Source organism: uncultured Algoriphagus sp. (assembly GCF_963974835.1).
Classification (GTDB): Bacteria; Bacteroidota; Bacteroidia; order Cytophagales; family Cyclobacteriaceae; genus Algoriphagus.
In genome coordinates this window covers 78873-104376 of the sequence record NZ_CAXBET010000014.1, presented here as the reverse complement: position 1 = coordinate 104376, position 25504 = coordinate 78873, and the positions used below count along the sequence as shown (strand labels likewise).

The 25504-nt window shown below is 40.8% G+C and carries 27 protein-coding genes; 5 read left to right on the top strand and 22 right to left on the bottom strand.

Going from position 1 to position 25504, the window contains the following annotated elements:
* Positions 1-2: 2 nt before the first annotated feature.
* Positions 3-1835: an ABC transporter ATP-binding protein gene (locus AACZ73_RS19870; protein ID WP_339880590.1), complete on the bottom strand. Its 1833-nt coding sequence runs from the start codon at positions 1833-1835 to the stop codon at positions 3-5.
* A 47-nt stretch (positions 1836-1882) separates the two neighbouring features.
* Positions 1883-2878, bottom strand: a complete 996-nt coding sequence (locus AACZ73_RS19865) for a glycosyltransferase family 2 protein (RefSeq protein ID WP_339880581.1) — start codon at positions 2876-2878, stop codon at positions 1883-1885.
* A gap of 793 nt (positions 2879-3671) precedes the next feature.
* Between AACZ73_RS19865 and AACZ73_RS19860 the strand changes: the two genes are divergently transcribed.
* Positions 3672-3860, top strand: coding sequence for a hypothetical protein (locus tag AACZ73_RS19860; protein WP_339880580.1), 189 nt, complete (start codon positions 3672-3674; stop codon positions 3858-3860).
* 68 nt (positions 3861-3928) lie between these two features.
* On the top strand, positions 3929-4168 hold the full coding sequence (locus AACZ73_RS19855) for a hypothetical protein (protein ID WP_339880579.1): 240 nt from the start codon (positions 3929-3931) through the stop codon (positions 4166-4168).
* Here the strand turns inward: AACZ73_RS19855 and AACZ73_RS19850 are convergent.
* Entirely contained in the window at positions 4165-4761 is a 597-nt protein-coding gene (locus AACZ73_RS19850) for a hypothetical protein (RefSeq protein WP_339880578.1), read from the bottom strand. The genes AACZ73_RS19855 and AACZ73_RS19850 overlap by 4 nt on opposite strands.
* 523 nt (positions 4762-5284) lie before the next feature.
* Here AACZ73_RS19850 and AACZ73_RS19845 point away from each other — a divergent pair.
* On the top strand, positions 5285-5464 hold the full coding sequence (locus AACZ73_RS19845) for a hypothetical protein (RefSeq protein WP_339880577.1): 180 nt from the start codon (positions 5285-5287) through the stop codon (positions 5462-5464).
* A gap of 47 nt (positions 5465-5511) precedes the next feature.
* Here AACZ73_RS19845 and AACZ73_RS19840 read toward each other — a convergent pair whose 3' ends face one another.
* The 5 genes from AACZ73_RS19840 to AACZ73_RS19820 form a co-directional block, all read right to left on the bottom strand.
* The gene (locus tag AACZ73_RS19840; RefSeq protein WP_339880576.1) at positions 5512-6861 is read right to left on the bottom strand and encodes a RagB/SusD family nutrient uptake outer membrane protein; all 1350 of its coding nucleotides are present in this window, start codon (positions 6859-6861) and stop codon (positions 5512-5514) included.
* Positions 6862-6983: 122 nt separating this feature from the next.
* A complete protein-coding gene (locus AACZ73_RS19835; RefSeq protein ID WP_339880575.1) occupies positions 6984-10205 on the bottom strand; it encodes a SusC/RagA family TonB-linked outer membrane protein in 3222 nt (1073 codons plus the stop codon).
* The gene (locus tag AACZ73_RS19830) at positions 10205-11599 is read right to left on the bottom strand and encodes a TlpA disulfide reductase family protein (protein ID WP_339880574.1); all 1395 of its coding nucleotides are present in this window, start codon (positions 11597-11599) and stop codon (positions 10205-10207) included. Before AACZ73_RS19830 ends, AACZ73_RS19835 begins: the two co-directional genes overlap by 1 nt.
* Before the next feature lie 252 nt (positions 11600-11851).
* Positions 11852-12013: a hypothetical protein gene (locus AACZ73_RS19825; protein WP_339880573.1), complete on the bottom strand. Its 162-nt coding sequence runs from the start codon at positions 12011-12013 to the stop codon at positions 11852-11854.
* Between the two features lie 49 nt (positions 12014-12062).
* Entirely contained in the window at positions 12063-12263 is a 201-nt protein-coding gene (locus AACZ73_RS19820) for a hypothetical protein (protein ID WP_339880572.1), read from the bottom strand.
* A 422-nt stretch (positions 12264-12685) separates the two neighbouring features.
* Here AACZ73_RS19820 and AACZ73_RS19815 point away from each other — a divergent pair, with 422 nt between their 5' ends.
* Together AACZ73_RS19815 and AACZ73_RS19810 are read left to right on the top strand one after the other, a co-directional pair.
* Positions 12686-12985 carry a hypothetical protein gene (locus tag AACZ73_RS19815; RefSeq protein ID WP_339880571.1) on the top strand — a complete coding sequence of 100 codons (300 nt, stop codon included), beginning with the start codon at positions 12686-12688 and terminating at the stop codon, positions 12983-12985.
* A gap of 300 nt (positions 12986-13285) precedes the next feature.
* Positions 13286-13744, top strand: coding sequence for a hypothetical protein (locus AACZ73_RS19810; protein WP_339880570.1), 459 nt, complete (start codon positions 13286-13288; stop codon positions 13742-13744).
* Positions 13745-14126: 382 nt separating this feature from the next.
* Here AACZ73_RS19810 and AACZ73_RS19805 read toward each other — a convergent pair whose 3' ends face one another.
* The 14 genes from AACZ73_RS19805 to AACZ73_RS19740 all read right to left on the bottom strand — a co-directional run bounded on the left by AACZ73_RS19805 (position 14127) and on the right by AACZ73_RS19740 (position 25334).
* Complete coding sequence (locus AACZ73_RS19805; RefSeq protein ID WP_339880569.1) at positions 14127-14780, bottom strand: MAE_28990/MAE_18760 family HEPN-like nuclease; 654 nt, start codon at positions 14778-14780, stop codon at positions 14127-14129.
* Between the two features lie 26 nt (positions 14781-14806).
* Positions 14807-15952 carry a DUF262 domain-containing protein gene (locus AACZ73_RS19800; protein ID WP_339880568.1) on the bottom strand — a complete coding sequence of 382 codons (1146 nt, stop codon included), beginning with the start codon at positions 15950-15952 and terminating at the stop codon, positions 14807-14809.
* Positions 15953-15956: 4 nt separating this feature from the next.
* On the bottom strand, positions 15957-17249 hold the full coding sequence (locus AACZ73_RS19795; protein WP_339880567.1) for a hypothetical protein: 1293 nt from the start codon (positions 17247-17249) through the stop codon (positions 15957-15959).
* A 43-nt stretch (positions 17250-17292) separates the two neighbouring features.
* Positions 17293-17670, bottom strand: a complete 378-nt coding sequence (locus AACZ73_RS19790; protein WP_339880566.1) for an ASCH domain-containing protein — start codon at positions 17668-17670, stop codon at positions 17293-17295.
* Positions 17667-19163, bottom strand: coding sequence for a PIN domain-containing protein (locus AACZ73_RS19785; protein WP_339880565.1), 1497 nt, complete (start codon positions 19161-19163; stop codon positions 17667-17669). Before AACZ73_RS19785 ends, AACZ73_RS19790 begins: the two co-directional genes overlap by 4 nt.
* Entirely contained in the window at positions 19164-19685 is a 522-nt protein-coding gene (locus AACZ73_RS19780) for an ATP-binding protein (RefSeq protein WP_339880564.1), read from the bottom strand.
* A 78-nt stretch (positions 19686-19763) separates the two neighbouring features.
* On the bottom strand, positions 19764-20594 hold the full coding sequence (locus AACZ73_RS19775) for a hypothetical protein (RefSeq protein WP_339880563.1): 831 nt from the start codon (positions 20592-20594) through the stop codon (positions 19764-19766).
* 1039 nt (positions 20595-21633) lie between these two features.
* A complete protein-coding gene (locus tag AACZ73_RS19770; protein ID WP_339880562.1) occupies positions 21634-22086 on the bottom strand; it encodes a preprotein translocase subunit SecB in 453 nt (150 codons plus the stop codon).
* Positions 22083-22520: a helix-turn-helix domain-containing protein gene (locus tag AACZ73_RS19765; protein WP_339880561.1), complete on the bottom strand. Its 438-nt coding sequence runs from the start codon at positions 22518-22520 to the stop codon at positions 22083-22085. The genes AACZ73_RS19770 and AACZ73_RS19765 overlap by 4 nt, the downstream gene beginning before the upstream one ends.
* Entirely contained in the window at positions 22517-22927 is a 411-nt protein-coding gene (locus AACZ73_RS19760; RefSeq protein ID WP_339880560.1) for a hypothetical protein, read from the bottom strand. The genes AACZ73_RS19765 and AACZ73_RS19760 overlap by 4 nt, the downstream gene beginning before the upstream one ends.
* Positions 22928-24008: 1081 nt before the next feature.
* On the bottom strand, positions 24009-24227 hold the full coding sequence (locus AACZ73_RS19755) for a hypothetical protein (RefSeq protein WP_339880559.1): 219 nt from the start codon (positions 24225-24227) through the stop codon (positions 24009-24011).
* Between the two features lie 4 nt (positions 24228-24231).
* Entirely contained in the window at positions 24232-24753 is a 522-nt protein-coding gene (locus AACZ73_RS19750) for a hypothetical protein (RefSeq protein WP_339880589.1), read from the bottom strand.
* 17 nt (positions 24754-24770) lie between these two features.
* On the bottom strand, positions 24771-25157 hold the full coding sequence (locus AACZ73_RS19745) for a hypothetical protein (protein WP_339880558.1): 387 nt from the start codon (positions 25155-25157) through the stop codon (positions 24771-24773).
* 36 nt (positions 25158-25193) lie between these two features.
* Positions 25194-25334, bottom strand: a complete 141-nt coding sequence (locus AACZ73_RS19740; RefSeq protein ID WP_339880557.1) for a hypothetical protein — start codon at positions 25332-25334, stop codon at positions 25194-25196.
* Positions 25335-25504: the final 170 nt, after the last annotated feature.

The window sequence follows — 25504 nt, the reverse complement described above, 5'->3', positions numbered from 1 at the left end:
GTTTATGCTTCTATTTCACTGAACTGCTGCATACTCACCAGCCTGTTATACAGACCATCCTGTGCTATCAATTCCTGATGATTTCCTTGCTCAATGATCTTTCCTGCTTCCAGGACGACAATTATATCCGCATTTTGAATGGTGCTCAAACGGTGGGCAATGACCAGCGTAGTCCTGTTTTTCATCAGATTATTCAGTGCTTCCTGAACAAGCTTCTCAGATTCTGTGTCCAGCGCAGAAGTTGCCTCATCCAATAACATAATGGGAGGATTTTTCAATACTGCTCTAGCGATGCAAATCCGTTGCTTTTGTCCACCGGAAAGCTTAAGTCCTCTATCCCCCATGTTGGACTGATAGCCGTTTTCTGTCTGAAGAATAAATTCATGCGCATTCGCAATTCTCGCTGCTTCCTCTACTTGTTCCTGAGTTGCTGTCAGATTTCCAAAAGCGATATTATTGTAAATGGTATCATTGAAAAGAATTGACTCCTGATTCACCAAACCCATCATTCCTCGAAGTGAATCCATGGTCACATTCCTGATATCATGGCCATCAATGCTGATTTCACCTAGCTGCGGTTCTATAAACCTAGGCAACAAATCCATCAGGGTAGATTTACCTCCTCCGGATGGACCTACCAAAGCCACGGTCTTGCCTTTAGGAATCACCAGATTTACGGAATCAAGCACAGGTCTTCCAGGATAAGAAAATGACAGGTTTTTGATCTCAATCTTCTCCCTAAACTCGCCGAGTTCCATTGCATTTGGTACATCGGCTATATCAGGCTTTTCATCAATTAATTCCAGAACACGCTCCCCCGCAGCCAATCCGGAATGTATAGTACTGAAAGAATTGGTCAGCGCTTTCGCAGGACGCATCACCTGACTAAAAAGCGCGATATAAGCGATAAAGTCAGAAGGACTGAGTTCGGATTCATTATTAATGATCAAGGAACCTCCATACAATACAATCCCAGTGACCATCATCACCCCTAGAAACTCTGACACCGGCGAACTCAGTTGCTGCCTTTTTGCCATCTTTTTACCCAATTGGGAGTACTTCACATTTTCGTTGTGAAATTTATCCTTAATCAGTTCAGTCGCATTAAAGGCCTTAATTATCTTGATTCCTGAAAGAGCTTCGTCCAGGTAGCTAATCATTACTCCATAGAGATGCTGCGCTTGCGTAGCCTGCGTCTTTAACCTCTTTACAATTTTGGCTATAAAAAATGCTGAAACAGGAATGACCAAAAGCGAAAAAACGGTCAACTTATAGGAGATCGCAAATAACATAAAAACATACGCAAGAAGCTGCAGTGGTTCTTTGAAAATCACCTGCAGGGTAGCAGTAACCGAATACTGAACTACCTGTACATCCGAGGATATTTTAGAGATAATATCGCCCTTACGCTGATTACTGAAATAGCCCACGTGCAGATTCATCACATTATCAAACACCCGCTTACGCATGTTGAGAAGGGTATGAATCCGCATATTTTCCATCACACGTTCGGAAAAATACCGAAATAAATTCCCTAACAGCACGGACACTATAATAACTCCACAGACTACTTTCAAAGCGCCTAGGGGGCCATATTCCAGATTAGCCTGCTGCGCATAATAGTTGAGGTAGCCGAAAACATCAGTCCAGTTATCGGGCTTAGCCACCGTATCAGCCACACCATCTTTATTATTGAAAAGTGTGCTGAGAAGTGGCGCAAGCATGGCCAGATTTAGGGTATTGAATATCACCGCCAACACAGTAAATAGCAGGTATGGCAGGGCAAATTTCTCTATAGGTTTGGCGAAAGCCAGTAATCGGAAATAAGTTTTAATTGCGGAATTTTGCACAGATTATAATTTACTTTTTAGAAAGAATAGACTCAGACCATTTTGATTCTCCAGGAATGAACCTGGTCGAAATGCATTCTTTTAACATCATGAAGACTTTGGCCTTTACTTTCTTCTTTCATCAAATTTTTAAGATTTCTTCTGGATTCGAGGATTGCCTTACGATTTTCAAATAATCCATCCAGTGACTTTAGAACCCATATTTTGCCTACGAGAACCCGGAAAAGAACTTCAATAAAGATCAACTGTAGAAACCAAGCCATTAATCTAAATCCATTGAGATGGATGCTGTGAAGAATAAACTTATTACGGTAAACTATGGTGAGCCGTTGTTTTTTTGAAGATGAGGAACGGATGGTTTTTGAGACCTCGTGATGACAGACAGCATCATGCTCATAATAACATTTCCAGCCCAGCTTCCATGCCCTGAAACTTAAATCCACGTCTTCACTATAGTAGGGAGAGAAGATTCCATCAAATCCTCCCAGTTTTACCAGCATTGCTCTGCGCACTAAGGCATTGGCCCCCGATAGGTAAGCTGTTGGAGTCAGTTTTCCCTTCTCCTCACAGAAATAAAAGTTGGTTCCTTTAAACTTCATCCCGCTGAATGTCAATAAACGTGCTGCATCTTCAATTTCTCCCTGCTGATTCACTATCCTTCCCATCACCCCAAAGGCATCCTTCTCCTTGAAATAGGGCCAAAGTCTCTCGAAATAATCCTCATTTAGCGACACATCCGAATTCAGCAATAACACCAACTCTTTCTTAGCTACATTAATTCCACGGTTGCAGGTGAGCGAGAAACCCAGGTTAGCAGAGTTTACCAGCACAGTAATTTCAGGATAATTGGATCTCAGCCAAACTACAGAGTCATCAGTGGAAAAATCATCTACCACTATCACCTCATATTCTACTGCTGCATTTTCGATAGCACGGAAAGTATGCGGGAGGTACTTTTCCAGTAACGTCACTCCATTGTAATTTGGAATCACGATGGACACGCTTTTCTTGTCTGAAATATGAATCAAGGTAGAATCGGAATTGCTAGTGGTGGTACGATTGAGTCTTTTTGTCAGAAAACGAGAAATGGTTAGCCTTGCAAAAATCTCCGGATCAACAAGCTAAAAGAAACCAAAAGAGGAGATTTCGAATGCAAAGTTAACCGTGGATTTGGTTTTCTATCCAATCCAATACGGAAGTAAAGCGAAAACGCTACAGACACGGCTAATTTCTTGAGCGGTCAAACTAATTCTATCCCGCGCAAATCCGGACGCTATCCCCCTACTATTAAAGCCTCACGATTGGGTTGGAGAAATTTGAAATGGGTGAAAGGTTGTCTCAGGCTTGACGCTTCGACCTTGCTCAGTGTGACAGGAGTCGAAGTCTTATAACAGTTATTTGTTGTTAGTTGGTTTTAAGAATTTAAATTGAAGGAATTGAGAATTTAAAATGGGCGGAAGCTGGAGGTTGGGAGTTTGGGAAGTGGGAAGTGGGAAGTGGGAGGTGGGAGGTTTGTTGGTTGTTGGTTGTTAGTTATCTACAATTTAAAATGAAGGAATTGAGAATTTAAAATGGAAAGAGATTGGGGATGAATAGAGCATGCCGTAGGTATGCAAGGTGGGTAGCGCCGGGTTTTAACCCGGTGTATAGGAATATAATAGACAACCAGCGCTGGCCCGGAATCGTCTAGCGAAGACGTGGCGTTTTGCCAGCAAGATGGAAACGAATCCATACATGAAAATGGTCCATGAAATACAGAATAAAATGTGGCAATGAGCCGTTCGTGAGACACGAACGGTGGCGGAAGATAACCCTGAAGGGGTGAAACCTATAATAGCCATGGGTGAGAGAGCGACACGAAGTGAGCGGATGTCACCCATGGTAAAAGATAACAAATCCCATTGCCACCTGCCTAAGATCATCATTTGGAAACAAGAAGTAATGCAGGAGGATGGAAACGAATCCATACATGAAAGTGGCCTGAGGAACACACAAGTAAATGTTATCTAAATCCCAGTTTGATAACCAAACTGGCAGGGAATTGCAATTCTCAGTAAATTATACTCATTGATTTATCTATGAATAAGCCACTGGTCATATCGTCCCCTTCCTTATCCCACATCCGTGCCATGTGCCTGGGAAAAACCAGATTCCCCTCTCCGGAAACTGCCTGGTATGTTTTGGACTATAACCGGCGGCATCAGATCAGAAACCACATCACGGATTCCTACTTATTGGAAGCTTATCGCTGCCCGTACTGCGGCACCTATCACTTGGGTAAGAGCAACAAAAAAATCAGGCTTCATCACAGTTCCTAAGGCAGGTTTCTTCGCTCCCACTCTTTCAGAGCCCGACTAAATGAGGGTGGACGCACCATCAGGTATTCTGCCAGATGCGTCTGTTTGATATCCAAAATCCTTGGGTATAGACTGAGCATTTCGGACACCTTAGCTACCAAAGTGGGCTGATTTTGTATATGATGAAATTTTCTGCTTTGCTCCTGTGTGGATTTGACTATATGCTCCAGTAATGAATCCCAATATTCCTGCTCATCACTTATATGACTGCGAATAATTGACAAACGGATAAATGTCAATTCGGTAGGCATTACGGCTGTCCAGGTACATACTTTCCTTTTTATAGAATTCAGTTCCAATCCTGCGAAAAATACCTGCTCCCGAAGAGAAATGTGGTGCTCCCTATGTCCATCCTGCGTAAGAATATCCCCCATGACAGCTCCGGAATGAATCAGGCACAGCAAATCATCCATCCTCAATTTGATGGTTTCTCCCCTTTTGAAAAAAAGGGTTCCAGATTTTTCGAATAGATAAGGAAAAAGCTCTGGTACATAAATTTCATATTTAAGGGCGTAATCAAGAATGCCCTTTTTGATCCTAATGTCGCTAACCATTCCAACTGCACATTAATGGAATCTGCCGAAAATTCCGACAAAATCCTCGATACTAAATTCATTTAATAGCCAATAAGATAGGTGTGTAATTTCTATTTTCATAACCTTAGTTATCAAAATAAGATTTACATAACCATATCAGAGCCAGTGATTTGCATTTTGCCACTTGAGCGTGTAAGTTCAATCCATCATCTCCGGATTACTTTGATCACTTGCAAGGAGTATCCGGGGACAGTACATCCGTCATTCTTTAGGCTGGCAGAAAGGAATACAGCCGCATCTGGACGGATAAAAACGGGAGACGCCCAAAACCCTTGAACAGAGTAGGCATTTTAACCACTTCCGGTAAACAGCATGTAGCTCAATCCGGAAACCCTAAACGTTTTCCCTGTTTTTGATCTGTCAAAAAACAGGATACTATATGAAGAATCTAGAGGGCAAGTTGCCCCTAATAGCGTTTGTAGTAGCTGCCTTCGCGGCAGTTGCTTTTACCTCTCCAAATTAACTGCCTGGTAATTCTACCATGGTCTGGGCAGAGGACCCTTCAAATCCAGATACCTATATTGATGTCACAGATATTGTGAATCAAAACCAGTATCGATGTGAAGCCTCTTCTCTGGAATGTAGAGTAGCATTTACAGATGATGACCCCATCAATGGAGAAAAAACCGTTTTACAAGCCGGTGAGTTTGTAGAACTTTAACCCAAGTAAACTTACCCAAGGTCAAGAGACCTTGGGTATTTATTTTTTTAACGCTGGTTTTGTACTATTCCGCTTCGTAAAATTTCCTGGTCTGGGATAGGAAAAACGTAAGCTGGACTCATTGGAGTTAGCTGATAAATTTCGCCCCCTAAATCCCTTTTAATAGTTTTCTCCCACTCGGCTTCCTGATTCAGTCTCCTTAGATCAGTCCATCGTGTCCCTCTCCCTACCAGTTCCTTTCTTCTCTCCAAAAGAATCCTTGCGAGTAATTCTTCCCCTTCCAAGTCCAGTATTTCCCTATATGAATCGTCTTCATATCTGAGGGATAACAATTCACCCAACCAAGATTTTGCCTTACCCTCATTCCCTAAGCGTAGGTTTGACTCTGAAGCAATCAAAAGATTCTCTCCCACCGTAAGCCCTCCAAAGAATGTAGATGAACCAGTATGATGCCCGGTCATCCGATGGTTTTCATCAGCATTGGTCTGAAAATAATACCGCAATCTTAAGTCAGCCGAATCATAACTTTCAATTAGCCCATTATCCACGGTAAACAATTGGGAAAACATCACTGATGTACTCTGAAGCTGAGTATAATAAATGGTCTCGGAATTAAAGAGTGGAAAAGGTCTGGAGGTACCGGAGTCAATGTCATTGAAATCCATCCGTTCGGTATAGAGACCCAGCGCAGCTTCTGCAGACCTTGCTGCCTCGGCATAATTAAATACGGACAGTTGAACCCTTGCCAATAGGCTTGCTGCAGCAGCTTTATTAGGACGGGTTTTATACTCCACATAATCAGGCAAAAGATTTAATGCAGTTTCCAAATCCTGAATTACCCTAATATAGCTATCCTCGAGGGTTGCCCGTTCTGATGGCAGGTTTATATCCGGATCGTTTCTCAGTACTATCCCAAGAAGCTGTTCATTTCCTCCCTCCAGCTGATAAGCAGGGGCAAATGTCTGCAACAACTCATAATAAGCCATTGATCTGTAGAAAAGAGCAGCTCCTTCCAGCTCATAGTATTGTTGATCCTTCTCGCCAGTGTATTTTCCCAAGGCGTCCAACGCCACATTGCTGTAAAAAACAGCCTCATAGGGATAATTCCAATCTGTGGATGTTCCTGTAGGAAACAGATCTTCTGACCAAGTGTAGGCTCCCTGTTCGGTAACACTTGCTCCATTAAATGCCTCCTCTGTCATGCTGAATTCATCCGCAGCCAGCAAGGGAATAAATCCCTGAAAATTAAACACCACGTTGTTGTCCAAGAGGTATTGCACATCTTCCAAGGTTCGCGGCACTAACAGGCTTTGATCCGGCTTGGGGTCTAGGTAACTGTCGCAGGAACAAAACATCCCGCTAAATACCGTCAGTAGTAAAATGCTATATTTTTTCATGTTTGCTTGATTTAAAAAAAGGGGCCGGAGTAAACCTCCGGCAGGCCGGTAATTATCAGAGGGAACCACCCCTCCCCTTATGAAGAAAGCTTATGGCCTTTTCCCTTTATTCCAGTTTATAGTTAGAAATCAAATTGAAGCCCTGCCGCTATACTTCTCAAGGGCCCGGAAAAACCGAAATCAGGATCCAGTCCGCTTTCTGTAGCCTTCCAAATCATTCCCAGGTTATTGGCATATAAGAATACCTCTGCATTTCGGATACCGGAAAGAAATGCCTGCGACTTCCCAACCTGATAGCCTAACCGGATATCCTGAAGCCGGATATGATCTCCTTTTTCGACCAATAATGAACTGTTTCGATAGAATTGATCCCGGAAAGAATTTCTTGCAGATGGCATGGACGGAATTTGGGTGATCTGTTCGTCTCCCGGATTTTTCCACCTCAAGGCATAATCACTGTGACCTCCCCTGCCCTGTAAAATGGGATCGTATTGCACTGATTCCCTACGGAAGAAATAGCCAAACCTGTAACTGATATTCACCGACAGGCTAAATCCCTTGCATGCAAAATCATTTCTGATTGCTCCAAAGGAGGTAGGCCTTGCCGGTCCATGGTAGATCACACTCTCCAAATCCGCCGAGTTGATCAACTCCCTGTAATCCTCACTCGGCTGTCCATCCAGCATCCCCATTGGATTGCCGTTCTCCGGGTTGAGTCCAGCCCATTCCAGGCTGTAAACACCGAAAAGCGGCCTTCCCTCTATCGGAAAATAAGTACCTCCCTGACCCGAAATACTGTAATTGATCAGGTTGTTGATAGACACCTCGGATTCATAGCGGGTCACCTCTTCCTTCATTCCTGATATCAAAAAGGTGGTTGACCAGGCGAATGCTCCCTGTAAGTTTTTGGTACTCAGTGTCAGATCATATCCCATAGTCCGGGTAGAGGCATTGTTCCCCCGAAACGTAGTGATCCCCGATGAAGGAGCATAAGGCGATTCCCCAATCAGATCAAGACCTTCTTTGTTATACAATTCCAGACTTCCTGCTATTCGGCCTCCCTTAGACTCAAAATCCATCCCCAGGTTGGATATCCTGATCCTCTCCCAGCGCAGATCTGCATTGGGAGCATTCCTGATCAATGCATAGCTGGCAGGGATAAAGGAGTTAAAGGATATTAACTGTGCCGTGGTAAACGCGGTCAGGCTTCTGTCTACATTTCCGTTGTACCCGTAACTGAGTCTAAACTTCAGAAAAGCAAGTTTATCCCAACTGTAAAAATCCTCTTCAGACAGCGTCCATCCTGCCCCGGCAGACCACAAGGGCACTGCACGCTGATTGGTCTGTACCCCAAACAAATTCGAGGCATCCCTTCTCACACTTGCCGTCAGCAAATACCTGTTCCGGTACGTCACCGAGGCATTGGCAAAACCGGAATAAAAGCGATCCGTCAGTTCCGATACATTGTCCACATAAGGCACTCTGGCGGTGCTTCTCGGATTGGTATAGCGGGGAAAAGGATTGATGTAATCAACAGGCTGTACTGCGGACAGGTCGGGATTATAGCCGTAGTAGCGGTTGGAAAAGTTCATCGCATGCAGGGACTTCAGTTCCGCTCCAAGCAGGCCATCTACCCTGACATGTTCACCCAGCTTCTCGTTGTAATCCAGCAATACCCTGGCCGAATGACTCTGTGACCTGCTTTTCCGTACATCATAAACAGCCCCTTTGGGGATAACATAGCTTAGATTTCCTTCTTCATCTGCCTGCGTATATAGATTGATCAGGTTACGGGCAAAGTAACTGTCTTCTATATTGACTGTTTCGTTCAAGCCCTGATTTTCCCAATACTGATATAAGGCCGAAATCCCCAGCGCATTGCTCAGCTTGTACTTGCTCGCCAGATTGATCCTCCAGTCATTTCTGGCGGACTCAGCCACACTTTTTCCATACTCTTCTAATGGTCGGAAAGCCCAATCCAATAACCCTTCGGCTTCAGCCTCCCGTTTGAAAATGGAATTGTACTCCCGGTAAACTTCCAGGGGATTCCCTGCTTCATCAGCGAGTCTGGCATAGGGATACATGGCCGTGGTGGTAGAAAAAACCAAGTCACTTGGACTTAGCTGTGCATCTGACCTGGTCGCCCTAGTACCGTAAAAGCCCAAATCCACCGTAAGCTTGTCCTTCAGGAGTGAAAAGTTGTTTTTCAGATCCAGGGTAAAACGCTGATTTGAATTGCCCTGAATCTCTTCCCTGTTTCGGTCATAGCCCAGTCCCACACGGTATCCGTGGATCTTACTCCCTCCGGAAATTCCCAGGCTGTACTGCTGATTCAGCTGGGGCTGGTATAGATAGCGTTTCAGGTCATTTCTCAGATCATAGCCCCGAAACTGCGCCAGTCTGCTTTGCGATTCCTGCTCTGAAATCATCCCCTCCCTTTCCAAGAAAAGCGTCTCCACTACAGGAGTCACCACCGGACGGTTGGCATTGGTCAGGGTACTGTTGTAAAAACCACTTTCAAAAAGCTGGGTTTCCACAGCTATGTAATCAGTTACAGCCAGGTTTGGGGCAAGAAAAGGGTCAGTGGGCTCAATCCAATTGGTATTCGCCATCAGGCTCACCCGCATGGGCTCTTGCGCTCTCCCAGATTTGGTGGTGATCACAATCACCCCGTTTCCTGCCTGTGCGCCCCAGATGGAAGCGGCTGCTGCATCTTTAAGGACGGTGATTGATGCCACATCGTTGGGGTTGATGTCTTCCAGACTTCCGTCAAAAGGGAAGTTGTCGATCACAATCAGTGGTTGGTTGAACCTGCCCAGTGTGCTTCTCCCCCGGATGGAAATAGGATCCCTTCCCGAATCCCCCGTCCGGTTGAATATCAGACCCGAGGTCACATCCTCCAGCCTGTCCAGGATATTGGAACTCACCTTACGCTCCACCAGCTCCTGATCCACCTGCACAAAGGAACCAGATGCCCTGGACTTCGGGATTTCCTGATAGCCTGTTGCCAGGATTTCCACTGCTCCCAGTTCCAGGTCTGCCGGAGCCATTCGAATCAGCAATGGGGCTGAGACGGGAACAACGATATCCACCGACGTCTTCCCATACCCCATAAAACTAAACTCCAGGGTATAGTCTCCGGGATCAAGCTGCAACCTGAATTCTCCTTCATTGTCCGTTACGATTCCATTTGTCTTTCCGGCTACCCGTACCGCAACTCCGGGTAGCCCTATCTCAGATTCTGTATCGAGTACCTTGCCCGAAACTTCCAAACGGGTCTGTGCTTTTAGCTGCTGACTCCCCATCCCTAGGAGAATCAGCAATAGTAGTATAGTTCTTTGCATTAGTGTTGGGGGTTAATTTTAGTGAGAATCAATACCGGAATCTCCTCCTCCCGCTGCACCAGATCGAGTCCGACTTTGCGGAAAGCGGCAGTAAGTTCCTCCACCTTGGAGAAATTGCCCTCCAGCCGGATATCGATTGGATAGTCTATGCCCGTCTTATCGATCAGCGGATAAGGAGAACGCTGGAGAAAGTAGAGGTTCATCTGGTAGATGAGCCCGGTAAGCAGGGACTTTTGAAGGTCGGCTTCATAGGGCCTTACCCGGTAGTGCTTTTCATCCGCTTCCGACGGCGGGTAGCGGAACCCATCCGGTTGCACCAGGGCTAGCACTGTCCTTTTCCTCAGGGCCACTTCCGCTTTGATATGTGGGAAGTAACGCTTCAGATCCTGACGCATAAGCGCGTATTGGTCCACTCCCGGTGGAGCGATGAGTTCATAGCCAAAGACCTTATCCCCCTCCTCCATCCAGGCGATATAGTCCAGCCCGGATTTTCTGCTGTCGAGCTCCTCTTCATCAAAACCTTCGGCAATGACCCTGTTGCTGGAAAAGAAATTCACCAAGTCCCTACCCGAGTAGGCTAATCGATAGAGTTTGATCAGCGGTGAATTTACCATCAGGATATGTGCACCGTCCTTGCGGGAATCCATGCTGGAGCCAGGCACTCCCGGTATATAGGAGGTGAGGGCAGATTGGTAGCGGATATTTTTATTGGGGATATGGCTGTTTCCGCTGATCAGTCTTTCATCCATATCTACCGAAACTTGATGGTCCACCTTGATACGGAAATCAGAGTGACCGCCTGCTAGCAGTTCACTGATATGCTCCTCGGTGAAATCCTGTGAACCGGTAATGGCCACTACTTCTCCCTGTGGGTCAATGATCAGCAGATGTGGAAAGGTGACATGCGGAAATAACTTTCTGAGCCTATTATCTGCTACGATCAGTGGAAAGTCCAGATTCTGAAGAACTGGACGTAACGCTATGGATTCCACTACCTCCTCCCTTGGCTGGTAAGTAATAGGCAGGATCTGCAGGTCATCTCCAAATTGCTGCTGCAGCTTATCCAGCTCGGGGAGAAAGCCTGAACTGGCCGTACACCAGGTAGCCCAGAACTGAAATACCAGATACTTTCCTTCGAAGTCCTCCAGTTTGAGCTTATCCGAATTATACTGCAGGACATCCGGGAACTCAATGCCCTCAGGAATCTGATCGCCGATGGATAAAGTATCGGAGCGGGTCTCCCCGCCCCGATGGGTGTCCCGCAATCCAAACGGAACACTGTGGCGCGACCTATGAAGAAAATCCGCCCCGGGTGAATCAGCAACTTGTGCTGGGAGTGTGCTTCCGTATAGGCAAAGCGATGCCAGGAAGCAGATGAGTAGTGTTTTTTTCATGCTTTAAATTTTTAAGCTGGAAGACGGGAGACAGAAGACGGAAGTGAGTCCACAGTCCACAGACCACGGTCAACAGCAGTCAGTGGGCAGAGAGCAGTGAGCAGTCGCAGTATTCAGAAGTGAGAAGATCAATGTGTGTCAGGCTGAGCGGAGTCGAAGCCTCTTTTCCCTAACCTCCTATCTCCAGCTACTTGGTACTCGATACTTGGTACTTTGTACCCTCCTAAGGCAGGCAGGCTTGATACTTTGTACCTAAACCAAGACATACCTCTTCCACTCTGCCTTTCTCAGGCAACCAGCACTAATGAATAAGAAATAAACTGAAGTAATGGAGCTGTTGACCTGCTGCAGCAGATGATCTCCATCATCGTGTAACGTAACTCCCTGATCTGTGTGGGCAGGCCCGACGAACATACAAAGCCCATTCGGAAGCAATCAGAGAGAAGAAAAAGTGCCCTGATCCTTAAATCGGATTCTTGGGCTTCAGAGGGTACAGGCGATCTACCGCGGTGATGCCGTGCTCCTCTGGTAACGTGTAATAGGCTCCGATAGGAATCGGAATAGGAAGAGAACAAGATGACCCGCTTACCAACTGAGCATAACCTCCCAGCCTATGGATCCTACAGGCCACTGTCTGCAACAGAAAAGGAAGTAAATTACTCATGCTCGTTTTCATTAGAAATGAAAAATGGTAAAACGAGTCTTATAGAATCGAAGGGCGAGCTTCTCCAAAAATTGGAAGGGCGAGCTAAACTCCAAATTCTAATGCCACTAGGCTCTGGTAAGCCATCTGTCAAAGACAGTCCGCGCATTTCAAAAAGGAGTGCCCGCCCTATTTCTTTGCAAAATAGGTAACGGGACCACTCTTTGAACCCTCGCGCGGAAAATTTACCAGATTTAGTGGCGAGACTCACTGAGCAGTCCTTCAAAAGAAGATCTGCATATAAATTAGTAAATATTATTGTCGATTTTTAACTAATTGATATAAAGTCAAATATATACCTAAATTATCATTTTGCAAATTTATAATTCTATTTTGAAAATATTTCTTCTGAAAATAAAGCTATAGCCCCAGTTTCGTTCACAATGAAGTCTAGGGAAACAAAAAATTCAATAAAACAACTCAAGCTAATTCAAGAGTTTGAAGAAATTGGTGCACTTTTCAACCAAGGTTCCATTAATAGCTTATCACGGTTACAAGAACATAAGCCAACGAACCTATGCAAAGCCCTGCAAATGGGCTACAATACCTATACCGATAAATTGAGAAATCCAGAGCGCTTTTCTTTAGAAGACATTATCAAAATTTCTATAGTGACCGGAACTGACTATAGGAAGATTCTTGAAGTCATTCAGAAAGAGATCAAAGAAAAATTCAAAGTTTAGTAATAAATAAATCTAAATTTCCGAGCTAGATATTGCCGAATCTGAAAGTATTAATAGTCCTGAGCAGAGGTGAGTGATTACTTAGGAGGGCAAAAGGGAGGTTTGATTTTCATATAGGTTTTCTCGGAAGCAAATAAGTTTTCCTTTATTTTAGAAAAAAATGTCATTAGCAAGCGAGCCGTCGGATCGCATTTCGGTGATTTATAGGTGTGATAAGAAGTGTAACTATCCGACCAAATCCAGTTGGATAGTCACTACAAGTAACAATGAGAAATATGGTGGTAACTATAAAATGACACAATGACGACAAGTGAGCTTCTAAAAATTATTATTGGATCATCCCTCCTCACAACTGGCTTATTTGCGGGGGTTTCATTAATGGCGAAGACGTGGATTGTGGAGCGAATCAAGCTTGCCCTTCAGAAAGAACATACCCAATTTAACACAGATCTTCAATGGGAAGTAAAAGTTAGAGAAAGAGCCGAACGTGTAGCTGAATATATTTCGTTGGCAAAAAGTCTAAAAGAAAGCTCGTCGGAAGATGACTACAGAAAAGCAAATAGGCTTTCGTGGGAATTAGCAATGTGGTTACCTGCCGAAATCTATGGCCAAATGGTTGGAGCAATTGTCAATCCAAATCAAGATAATAATGCATTAACTGTCATTATTGCTGTAAGAAAAATGCTGTTAAAAACTAAGGCGGGTAATCTGAATGAAGATCAAATTGCTCATCATGCACCAGGCATTGGAAGAAAATAATTGCTTATTCAAACAATTAAACTTTAGTCGGGTAAATTGGATCAACAATTATCAGATAGAAATATATGGGTCGCTGTTCCTATAAACCTACTGACTAGATAAGGGCTAGCTCCTACATAATTTACAAGCTTTTATATTATGATATTTTTCAGTTTCAGTTAAAAATTGAAAAGCAGAAAAAGATCCGGCAAATTGGCGTAGATTCTCGTAAAGTGAGAAGGGAAGGTTTTACAGATGAACAGCCGAGAGATAAGGAAGCCTCCCAATATTTGAACAGTCTGCTGTAGCGAAAAAGTCCTGTTGAAATATGATAATAACATAATAGATCCAGAATTTAGTGAATCTACAAAAGCATAATTACTTCATACATTTGCATAAAATATCATCGGCGGTATTCCTCATTTTGAAGAGCGTTCATAACGTACCTTTTAATCTCATTCATAACATTGAACGCAGCTTCCCTGAATTTTAAATATTCATCGGCTGGAATCCCGCGACTACTAGCACCATGAGCTATTTCGTTTCTAATCCCTATTAGGGTATGTATATCGCCTTCAATTGGGCGCAAACCATCATACCTAAAACCCAGTCGAAATAGATTTTTTCGTAAAACTGCCGGTTTCAAATTGGATTCGGTATCTACGACCGTATCTTGGATTGATACCCCCCTTCCTTCGTATTGGGAAATATTTTCCAAAAAAGCTTTGTCACGAGCAAAAACATGAAGTTTTGAATCATCCGGTAATGTATTTCGAAACTCCACAGCTTTGGCTGCTTGATTCCTAAGTTCCTTAAAAACAGTGCTTAATGAAGCAGCTACGAGAGAATAATTAACATCAGCAAGAAATAATCCAGCACTGTTTACTGAATTAATATATAAATTAAAAGCAAACTTGCAGAATCCTTCATAATGGGAATATAGGAGCAAGATGTTAGCTCTCCTAAATCGATCTTGATTAGAAATACCCTCCATTCTGGAAGCTTGATTATCAAAGAAGCGAATTTCATCAGTCCTCCATTGTTGTTCTTGCTCCATTTGAGCCCAAATCGAATCGAGATTTATCACAAGAATCCCAATCTTAGTTTCTCTTCAACAAATTCAACCCTCTGTTTTAATTGCCCCCGGGAATTCTTCCCCCCTCCTGTGGTGAGTGCAATAAAAGCTAATTCCTTTTTAATTGAAGTAATTTCTGCTTGTAGTTTTTTCATTTGCACGTGATCGGAACTATTCAATTTATCTAACACACATTGTATCCCGATAGTGAATGCCTCATACTGGTAGATACCAAAACCTCTAACTAGATTTTTACTCCTATTAGCGTAACCAAAAGCATATTCGCCTATAGACAGTGATAATACTTCGAAAGTCTTTTTAAATGTGACCTCTTCTAAACTATAATTAAAGTGTTTATTTCTCCCTAGCTCTTGATCAGAAACAGATTCCATATATTCCGTAAGAAAGTCGGAGACGCCATGCACGAAATTTTCCCTATCATTTTTTAATGCAAAAAAGCGTAAAACTAATTCCTCATTGTAAGCTTCTAGCTGCTGCTCATATGACAAATACTGAGTACAATTTTTATAATTTAAATCTTTGCTCATCCGAATAATAAAATCATTAAAATCAGCATTAAGTAACCTAATGCTTGAATTTCGAATTTGTTGAGGGGAAAGATTCTCACCACCAGTATTTAATCTCTTGAACATATGATATTTAAACCTTGGATCACTACCTTTTCTAACAACCTCAACCCTAATAAACGCTCTTTTTAAGCGGATTTGTAATGCAGAACCAAGATCTTCATATGTTTTTCCGTTCAGTTCTTCAACGATATCACAATCGATCAATTTGAGTTTATCACCTAATTTAACAGGAGGTTCGAGGTGTGGTCCATCTAGATACCCTCTGAGATGTAAATAGGATGAAATTCTTTGTAATCCGTCTATTAATAAATATTTCCCATCCTCTTCTTCAATGACATAAATGGGTGGGACAGGCATTTCCAGTAAAAGAGATTCGATAAATCTGGACCTTGCCCCCTCACTCCATCGAAATACTCTTTGATATTCAGGATTAATTTTGAGCTCTCCCTCTCTTCTCATATCCAATAACTCATTAAAGGATAGGTCAAGGCTTTGGGTATGAACCTTTTGAAGCTTTTTATCAATAGCTCCTATTAGATCAACAACATTTATTTGAGTACTCATAAGACTATTTTTTTAAACAAAGAACCGACTCAGTCGCTGTTGCGTGCGATCTGTATTTTTTTACTCCTGGATTTCTTTTGGCCATATTTCGCGCTGAATCAAAATGCTCAGTTTTAACATGTTTCAATCCGACCTGTTCAGCCATTTCACGAAAAATCATAGGCAAATTATTATAAACGTCTTTATAATGAGAATCCTGTACAACTAGGATACAACCACCTCCTATTTTTAGTGCTCTCTCTATTTCTAATATAGAATTATGTATAGAATCAAAGTATTGAAGATGACTTTTATAATAATACGACTTACTAGCTTTAGAATCATGATGAAAAACGGCATCAAGAAAGTTTAGACATGTATCACCCCATTGATCAAGTGGTTTTACTTGCATTTTAGAAATTGTCGATGCCCCTATTAATTTTCGCCTTAGTGTATCAAATGATGAACTATAGTGGTAACCAAGCAATGTTAGTTCTGGCATTGTTGCCACAGCATAATCAATTCTTGTACAATATGGAGGAGAGCTAATGATCAGGTCAACAGAAGCTGGACTGATTGGCATATCACATGAAGATGCCAATGATATGTTAGAAACCGACCGACTTGGCAATGTGATATTTTCCGACATGACCGAAGCAATCATCAACTTCACTTCATTTAGAAAAGATGTATTAATCAACTCCCTACATATCAAAATTCGCTCGGTGTCAGATTTAGGCAATTTAATCCAAGTAGGGTTAGTAGGTCGGAATCTCTCAAGAAACCCATTGAGACTTCGAAAAAGAGCTACATAAAAAAATGACGCTATGCTAGAAATATGATTCACAAAGCCAGCGTCTGCGATTTCAGAATATCTTGTGTCATTAATAAGTACTCGTTGTATTGCTCTTTCCAACTTTCTTATATAAATAGCGCTTTTGGGGTATAACCAAAGATTTAATGGTTCATCTTCCTTAATAGTTATTTTGTCTGAGTTTGCCCGACCAATTATCTGTTTACATATTGGTTCAATGCTCGTGTAGTCATTCTTGTTCAACAAGCACGCTTTTGATGCAATAATCATTACAGGATTTAGATCATAACCAACAGCTTGAAATCCACGATTATTCGCGATTGTTGTCGTTGTACCGCTACCATTCCAGGGATCCAGTACAACAGAATCCCTATTTAAATTTACACTATTTAAAATACCAGTAACGAAATGATCTGAATATCCAGCATAATATGGATACCAACTTGCTTTCCCTGAGTTAAGTGAAGTCCTTTTTGGATTAATAATTTTAGCGGATTCGATCATATTACTTCGACAGATCTATAAAACAGTAATAATTAATCAAAACTTACATTCCATCAACATAAGCAAAAGACTGCGGTGGAGCAATCCCAAAAGATTCCCTAATACCTAATGGCTCTCGATACTTCTCAGCCTTTTTTACTTCAATCGCATACCCTTTATCCTTACCACTGAAGTATTCGCGATAAAAATCTTCTGATATCCCTGCAAATTCAACTGTAGATTTCCAAAGGGAATTCAGGTTGTCGTGGTGTACCATCTCAATATCAAATTCGCCGATAACTTTGCTTATCGGTGCTGAAGCATATACGATAACCGATTTTACTGCTTCATTTTTATAGATTCTCCTTCGAAACTCGAATCTCTTGGTGCCGTCAAAAATTTTTTCGGCAAATTCCGGTTTGATCGATAATAGTACTTTCATATTCTTGCTCTTAATATGAGCTGAGTAAATTGATCTCTTGTCATTTTTGTAATTGTTTTTACACTTTCCATTGAAGGTAAAATACCTTCATCCAGCATCTGTTTCAAGTTAATCCTTTTCTTGAATGAAAAGGCATAAAGGAAATTAAATACAAATGGTCTCCATTTGGGATATCTACTCCAATACTCAGCCAATTCTTCTTCACTCAGCACCGAGCGCTTTTTACAGATTTGAAGCAACTCATCCAAGTTTTTCATCCCATCGATAACATCTTCCACTATTCCTATGGTGGTGGCTACTCCCTTGTAGATACTGCCTCCAGAACGATAAAAAACCACAATATCTCCACGCTTCAGCTTCCTTGTGCCTGAATGTGAAATATAGGATTTTGAAATGGAATTTCTATGGGGCTTATTATCTATGAAATCTAAAGGCCTCTCGGTCTTCAAAATAGAGTCAGGAAACAACTCGGTATGGTAATCAGGCTTGATCGGCACAATATAAATATCACTGGTTTTGGAAAGCCAAGGAAATGTTTTCGAAGGATGATCTTCATCAAACCTCACAGAGAAATCTCTTAGAAGTACTCGTTCGACCCCGGATGAGGTAGTTTTTTTTCCATAATCTTCAAAACCAAATTTCCCCAAAAGACTGATCAAGCTCTTCAATTCTGGTCTATGGTCAAAAATAGTGACATAAATTTCTTCTACACCATAATGACGGGCATTGTCAAAAACAATTTTTAAAAATCGCTCTCCAATTCTGAGACCATTACTGACTACCTTGAAAGTTCCGATTTTAAGCCGCTTTCTTGACACAAACACAGGGGAGATCTGAGAATAATTCTCTTTCTCATCCTCAACTTTCAAAAATAAAAATGCTTTGATTGCATCAGCTTCATAACACACATAAGCCATGGCATTATCTCCTGCTTTCCCATTGTACCATTTGTCAAATCCATTGTAATCATTTCTAAATCCATCAAAAAACTCATCCTCAAGGTTAATGTTGCCGAAATACTCTTTCCTAACTGAAAGAACTGAATAGTCTACAAAATCAGGATTATCAGCTATTACCTTCTCCAAAAAACTCTCAATTCCAAATACCCGATCATCGATATTTAGATAACTGGCCTTCATTCTGATTTTCTTGTCTTCGGTGATCAAGTAATCTACTCGATCCGAAAACACTTCGTTTAGCAACTTGGTATCTTCCAAGTCGTTTGGCTTGGAGTCGTATTTGTCGCTCATCTCTTGAACCTCTTTCTTGATTGGGGCAGGAGTCTTTAGCTCTTGATAGTTTTCCAATTTGACGGACATGGATTTTACAACCTGCTCACTGGCATGCTTTTGTAATTCCGTCAAGGTCAATGGATGCACACATTTGGTGATATGAAGCCTATCTAACCAATTAAACAGCACACCGATGTTCTGATTGGAGACTTTGTCTGTCTCCCGATGTATCACAATATTGGTATCTAATAGTACTCTCATCTATAGTTGACTTATTGCATTTACCAGAGGTTGAACATCTTTCTCAACTAACAAAAAAGGCTTGCCCAATTGATCTGCAACACACTTCCCATAAGTGACTTCCTCTTGCTGCATTTGTTGAATAACTTTTAATTCGTAAGGTTTGCCGTCTCTTGCGGTTAACCTTTTAACAATAATTTCAGGGTCTGTTATTAGCACCGAAACCAAAACCGGGTTGATTCCTGAAAAAGTGGCAAAAGGAACACGGTTCACAATGCCTTGACTATCAAACAAGCAAAAATGGCCGTCCAGCAGATATTTTCGCCCCTGCTCCATCCTCAGTTTCAATTCATGAATCAATCTATCTTGCATATCCTGAATATCCGCAACCAGCTTATTCTTTGGATCCTTATTCACTTCTGTCCACTTCAATAGTTCACTGGCTATCAGATGCTCGACATCAAGTTGATCTTTTATTTTGGAACACAGGGTTCCTTTGCCGACTCCATGGATTCCACCGATGAAAATTATACTACTACTCATACTGTCTAAACAAATTTTTTTTAATGGAAAAAATATTAGAATCTTACTGAGAATAAATCTATAAAATATTATTTTATCTCATCGCTGGCGGAACCTGAAAATATCTTGATCTGGATTATAATAAATCGTTCTATATTTAGTTAACTTTTTATTTATTGGATGCGAAATAATAAACTCCAACTTTCCAAAATCTTTCTTTAAACTTTCTCTTCTTTTTTGCTTGTAAAGAATCAAGTAGTAAGATAGCAAAGCAGAATACACAAATTTCTCACTCCACCCATCATAAGAAACTGAGGGGATATCCCATTTATCATTACCTTTGTAAGTATGCAAAATTATTTTATTAGCATCATTATTTAAGCTATATTCTGAATGAGCAAAGGCATTTCTCAGCGATGTATGAAATCCTTTTGTTATAACCTCTGAAACTAACAACTTTTTAGTTTTAAACCCATCTCTTATTTTAAATCTAATAAACTCATGTTTACTCATCTCCGGTACAAAAACGGCCCAAGGATAAGGTCTATCTTGAACTAACTCAGAAAGTCTAAACAATTGCTTTAGAAGATTTTTTGATTCCCATACGTGAGAATACACCATTAATTCAAGGGTAATTCGATATTCGTCATCATTAACAGATGTAACTCCACTTGAAAAGGAATAAAAAGAATTAATAAATTGAATGAAAAATTTCAATCTCGATTCATCCTTATATCCATCTAGTCGGTAATCTATTGTATTAGGATTAAATCTTGAAGTACTTGAATATAAATCATCATCAAATTCTCCATTTGCTAATAGCAAAATATACTTATCCTCCCTACAATTATTTTTAATATATTCAAAGACATCTATTACTGCCTTTTCAACCTCTTCATTTATTTCAGAAAACCTTACTTTTGAAATCATTTATTTATAATTAGATCCCCGCTAGGTGTAGTCATATTGTTAGTGGTGACTGGGTGGGAATTGAAATACTACTTATTCATCATCTATTTGATTTTACTTTCTATAGAAATTAATCTGTTCCTAACATCAATCTCATAACCTTCTAGCAATCTTTGATTGTCTATTGAAACATTAACATCTTGCCTAATCACTTTCAATTCGTTTAAAATTCTGTCTAGTTTATTATCCAAAATTATTTGGTTATTAATAATTTGTTTAAATTCCTTATCAGTCATCATACTATATATTTTATATATTAAATTTTAAATAGGCACATACCTTATTAAAACCCCCACCTGGGCGTAGTCGGATTATCATCGTAACTGGGTGGGATTTATAATTCCACCCTTATATCCTTGCCAATTTGCAATTGCCTTATTACCTCACCCTTCCCTCTTCCCGAATCGCTTTGCTTTTCGGGACAGGCACTTAAGAGAGAGGGCGATCGTTTTGTGCTATCATCAAGATATCAGAATCACAAGCTGTTTTATGATTTCCAGGTTTAGGCCCGGCTGGATGCTAAAAGTTGGCGCAGTTCAAGACCCTTTCCAGTCTCGGGAATGAGAGGTTTGGGTAATAAAGAACAACCACAAGAAGGGGAAATTTTTAAAGATTTTTATACAATGTACAGGGTATTTTTTGAGGAAATGGCAGAGAATTGAGGAGAAAGCCAATTTCTCACAAATCCAACTAGAGAAACTAGGCAAAAAAAACAGAGCACTTGGCTCAGTTATAGGTTAATTTTCAAAATCTGTTATGCTTTGATCACAATGGACTTTGCCTCGTTAATTGATCTTCCTTCCTTCATCAGGAAGTCCTGTCTCATTTTTTCCAGCTCTTCATTCATTTCGACTAGCATCTCTTGTGAAGCAGTAGAATCGTGTGTTAGTTTGATCCTTCCCTATTGTGCTCAATCTTTGGAAGTGCGCCTTTTTCGTAGTTAGCAAAATATCTAAAACTTTTATACTTAAATTCTTCCATTTTATTAATTCTGGAAAATTTACTTTTCTACCGCATTTACCTTATCCCTCAACAAATGAGAAATATCGATCGGAGGTAATAAATACCCACCCATAGGCCCCAAATTGGTAATCTGGTACATGATATTCCGAAGGTTATTAATCATCATATTTAAAGTAGAGAACTGGGTCAAATTATTCTTTAGCCCTTCCTCTAAATTATCTGGATCTTGAATCTGGAAAGTACCCCCGCCTTCTACCATTAACCTATATCCGGCAACAGGCTTCTTAGCCTCCATATTTACCTCGATTTTGGTAAATAGCTGGATCTCTCCTTCCACTTCGGTTTTGCCAATTCCAAAATCAATATCAACCAAATAGGCATGAAAAAGCTCTTTGACATTCACATCGTCCTCCTCTGGAACAATGAATTCATAATGAGACTCCAATAGTTTAAAGTCTAATAATTGTAAGGGAGAAAATTTCGCTTTCATCCTGCCATAGCATATTCATCCTCAGTAGCTTGACTTACAGCCATAACGGATAAAGGATTGGTAACTTGATTTTTCAATTTTAAATATTCTTGTGTTTTGGACCATCTTTGATGGTAAGCCAATAATTCCTCCTGAACTTTTTCTTGCAAAAGCTCCTCTGTAAATACTTTGAAATCTAACTCCAATTCTAAAGACATCTTCGCCAGAATATTCCAATTGGGCTTGCGATCTCCACGGAATAACTGAGTAATAAATGAAGCAGAGGTCCCAATTTTTTCAGCCAACTCCTTTTTATTCATTTTAAGGGACTCCATTTTCTGATCTACTAGACCGAGGAACTGCAAAGCGAATAAATCAGCCTTGGAAGCAACTTGATCTTCATAGGACATCTCGTTCATAAGTGCATCCCATTCGTTTTTAATTGAGTTCGTCATGGTTTTGGGTTAAGATCGTATTCGTATTTTGATACTCTTCTAATGATACTTTTTTCCTTTGCTGTTAATTTTTGGGATTTCTTCTTTTCTAGAAGTTCTATCCCAATAATTACAAAACGCTCCGTATCGCCATCTGTAAATTGTTGGCAATAGATTCTGGGATTCTTCTTCCCTTTAAACAATTTAATGGCAGTAACCTGCTCACATCCTTTTTCAAAATTTTCTTTATCATACAAATCTCTGGGAGCTCTATGATGCAATATCAACTCCAAAGTAGTCTGGAACTTCTTCAAATTCGCTGGATCTGATTTCAAAAAAGCCATTATCTCACCTGAATTCTCAGCGTCCAGGTAGAAAGCCTTCTTGCCATCCTGGGAGATTTTGATTAGTTCCGCTTTTCTTTTCACGTCAAAATTAAGCAATAGGTTAATTTAATCAAACCATTCATAAAAATTCTAACTCTTTTCGTAAGTTTTTAACTCCTCCAACACCATCCCCAACTCTACTACCCCCATCTGGATGTAGTCAAATCACTCTTGTGGCACTGGGTGGGATTTGCCAACCCTAAAAGCTGGCACAAGGCTAAAATGATTTGTGAATCATTTTTCGAGGCCTTGTCCTACCCTGATATCCATCCCAATTTGCAATTGCCTTTCTTACCTCACCCCTCTCCCGATACGCTTCACTATCGGGACAGGCTCTCTTCTCTTAGAGAGGGCGATTGGCTCTGCTCCTGATGGAATTTAAGGATAAGAAGTAGGTTGGTTGTTCCCGAATCGCTTCGCTCCCCGAATCACTTTGCTCTCGGAACTGAAATCTCGGGATTGAAAAAACTAGATCCTCGTTCTCAATAAATAAAAGCCTTAGGCAAGAAAAGGAATAAAATGACAGGAAAACATACCATGTACAGGGTATTTATTGCGGAAATGGGCGGAAATGTGGAGGAAATGCGGTCTATTTCAGGCTATCGACAAACTTACCCATCACTATATAAGTAAATGGTACTCAGTTGAGCTTTACCGATACTATATCAAATGACTTACCTAACTAGCCCGAAGATCCGCTTCCAATAATATTCTATTTCTGATCTACTCCTTTTAATATTTCATCAATGTCATCGTATTCTTTATCAAACTAAGCACAACGTGCCAAATAGTCCTTCTCTGAGGTGAAGAAACTCCGGTCTTTAGGCTCCGAATGAATTAAGTTTTTTGGCGTATCCAATAGAAGTAATCCAGTTGACAAATTCATTAAATTAAAATGATGTCTATTGGATTGGGATTTATGTCCCTGACCTTACTTAATTATTCCAGACAGGTGTATGGTAATGTCTATACGGTTATCCCCGAAATAAAAGAAATGAGAAGAAAGAATCTTCAAGTGACACGAATAGATAGAAGAAAAGTCTTTAGGATTGGATTTGGGAGGTACTGAAACTTTAAGCGTTCAGTGAAAAAAAGCATTAGGGACGAATGCCCCTAGTTTAAATTACTTAGAAATCAATGTTCTTGCGAAGGCAGCAAATCTATTTATATCCTCTTCTTCTTGATCGTAAATTTGAATTAGGGCATCAGAATAAGTAGGCTCGCCAATTCTAGGGTGAACTCCTCTATATTTTCTTAATTGCCTAGGCCTTGAAGCTACTCTTTGCTTTACCACCTTTCCTGATTTCACTTTTGTAATTAAAGAGCTATGTCCTTTTTTCATTATTTTAAGATTTAAAGATTGGGCTATTGATAGATGCCTGTAAAATTCTTGGCTTTTCTCCAATAGCTACGTCTGTTCCTACTAACCCAAAAGAATCATACGGAACGTGATCAACATCGATGCCATCTTTCAGAAGAAAATACGTCCCTAATGGATCATTTGCATACCCATCAAATATCAACCCAAGTGGAACATACCTACCTGTTTTCATAAACCTTCCAATCGCACGGATAGTTGCCTTTTTCCGATCTAAATTTACACAAACAAGGTGAGTTTCATATCCCATTTGCTTGAGTGTGCTGCCTAACTGATAAACACTCTTTAAGTTATGACCAATTTTTGGAATGACCAAATTCAGATTTTCTCTTAATGCAATCTGAAAAAGTGTTTGGAAATCTTCAGGAGTCTCAACATCTGATGAGCCAAATATTATTAAATCAGATTCATCATGGACTAGCGAAGCTGAGCCAGCACCGTCGTAGAATTCAGGGATTTTTCTTTTCGCATAATCTGAATCTAAGATTATTGCTCCTATCTGTTCTGCTAATTCGTTACAAATCCCCGATTTTCCTGAGGCAGGTAGGCCTGTACAACTATTGCTTGATTATCATTCCTTATCTCAGTATTCGGTAGAGCTCCTCCATTTCCTAATGAAATATCCTCATCATCAACTAGTCTGATGTTCGTAAACAGCTCTTCGACAATACGTGTTCTCAATTCCCATCTTATATCTTCATCTTGATAAGCCCTAATCCTATGCTTGCTTGAATAGAGAGTAGTATCATGTTTAGGATAATGACTGATTTGGAACTCACCTTCTTTTATTCTCCGAATAACTCTATCTAAATCATCTGGTTTAAATTTAAGAACTTTTATAAGAAAGTGTGCAATTAGATTATTATCGTCTAGTCTTCTTGAAAACGGGTGCATAATCTTATTTCTTTTTAAGTTCTATAAAAACCAGACCTATTTTTTCTTTTTATCCGGAGCTTGAGTTAATGCTGACCCGGCTGCAGTTTTAGCATTCTTTGAAGATTTTGGGTCTTGCAAGACCTTTGAAGCAGCAGTCGCTGCCTTCTTTGATGTTTGTTCATTTTTCTTAGCCATGGTGCCTTAATTTAATTAGGTATTTAACATCAGCTTATCTGATTTCCTTTAAAAGTTAATAAACAGATTTCGAATTTAATTGTAGAAAGATGATAAAAGTTGGCTGTTCTACCTACCTCCCCCCTCTGGGTGTAGTCACATAACTAGTCGGTACTGGGTGGGATTTGCCT